General features: G+C 71.7%; 3 protein-coding genes and 1 pseudogene. All 4 read left to right on the forward strand.

What is annotated here, in order from left to right:
• Positions 1-189: pseudogene (locus R6V09_RS53615) on the forward strand (type II secretion system F family protein); the annotation flags it as partial.
• A gap of 103 nt (positions 190-292) precedes the next feature.
• A complete protein-coding gene (locus tag R6V09_RS53620; RefSeq protein WP_317888623.1) occupies positions 293-514 on the forward strand; it encodes a DUF4244 domain-containing protein in 222 nt (73 codons plus the stop codon).
• Positions 501-878 carry a TadE family type IV pilus minor pilin gene (locus tag R6V09_RS53625; protein ID WP_317888624.1) on the forward strand — a complete coding sequence of 126 codons (378 nt, stop codon included), beginning with the start codon at positions 501-503 and terminating at the stop codon, positions 876-878. Before R6V09_RS53620 ends, R6V09_RS53625 begins: the two co-directional genes overlap by 14 nt.
• A 50-nt stretch (positions 879-928) precedes the next feature.
• The coding region (locus R6V09_RS53630) for an Rv3654c family TadE-like protein (protein WP_317888625.1) at positions 929-1,126 on the forward strand (198 nt) is incomplete at its 3' end.

Below are 1,126 nucleotides of genomic sequence, written 5' to 3' on the forward strand. Positions count from 1 at the left end.
CTGGTCGCACGGCCCGCGGCGGAGGCCCGCGCCGACTGGACGCGCACCGCGACGGCAAGGGCCCGGCGGGCGGCCGTCCTGATCACCGCACCGGTGGGGCTGTGCTTCCTGCCCGCGTTCATCGCGGTCGGCGTACTGCCTGTGGTGATCGGGCTCGCGGGCGGGGCGACGGGAGGGGGTGGCGGCTGATCCAACAACCGGGCAACCAAGCAATCGGTCAACCAAGCAATCGGTCAACCGAGCAATCAAGCAGTCGAGTAACTGAACCGACAGGAACCTCACGGGGGTTGAGATGTACAAGGCAGTGCAGGGAGTACGGGCAGCAGCGGTACGGGTGGTCCGAGCGGTACGAGTACGGGCGCGCCGGGACGCCGGTATGGCCACGGCTGAATACGCGATGGGACTGGTCGCAGCAGTGGCGTTCGCCGTGGTGCTCTACAAGGTGGTGACCAGCGGAGCGGTCAGCGCGGAGCTCCAGAGCATCGTGAAGCGGGCCCTCGATGCGAAGGTGTGAACGCCGGGGCGGCGACGGGGGGTTCGTGACGGCCGAGGCGGCCGTGGTCCTGCCCGTGCTGGTGATGTTCGCGATGGCGCTGGTCTGGGGGCTGCTGGTGGTGGCCGCGCAGATCCAGTGCGTGGACGCGGCGCGGACGGGCGCCCGTGCGGCGGCTCGGCAGGATCCCGCCGACGCGGTCGTCCAGGTGACCCGGGACACGGCACCGCGTGACGCGAGGATCACGGTCTCCCGGGAAGGCGACCAGGTCCATGTGGTTGTGGTCGCGAAACCACCGGTGCTGAGCGGGCTGCCCTTCGAGGTGCGGGAGGAGGCCGTGGCGGTGGCGGAGGAAACGGTGGGAGAGGGGAGGCCGGGGCCGTGAAGTGCCGTGTCCAGGCTGCTGTGAGGCGCCGTGTCGCGGCTCTGGGGCGGATGGGATCCCGTCACTCGGACCGGGACTCGGACCGTGGGTCCGCCACCGTGTGGAGCCTGGGTGCGATGGCCGTGATGTGCGTCGTGTTCGGGGTCGTGCTCGCCCTGGGGCAGGCCGTCGTGGCCCGGCACCGCGCGGCCGGCGGTGCGGATCTCGCGGCCCTCGCGGCGGCCGACCACTGGGCCGAGGGCGGTGCT

This window comes from Streptomyces sp. W16 (genome assembly GCF_033194735.1).
Taxonomy (GTDB): Bacteria; Actinomycetota; Actinomycetes; order Streptomycetales; family Streptomycetaceae; genus Streptomyces.

Excerpts from the sequence above, each read along its gene's own strand:
- R6V09_RS53620 (WP_317888623.1), top strand. The coding sequence starts at position 293 with ATGTACAAGGCAGTGCAGGGAGTACGGGCAGCAGCGGTACGGGTGGTC.
- R6V09_RS53625 (WP_317888624.1), top strand. The coding sequence starts at position 501 with ATGCGAAGGTGTGAACGCCGGGGCGGCGACGGGGGGTTCGTGACGGCC.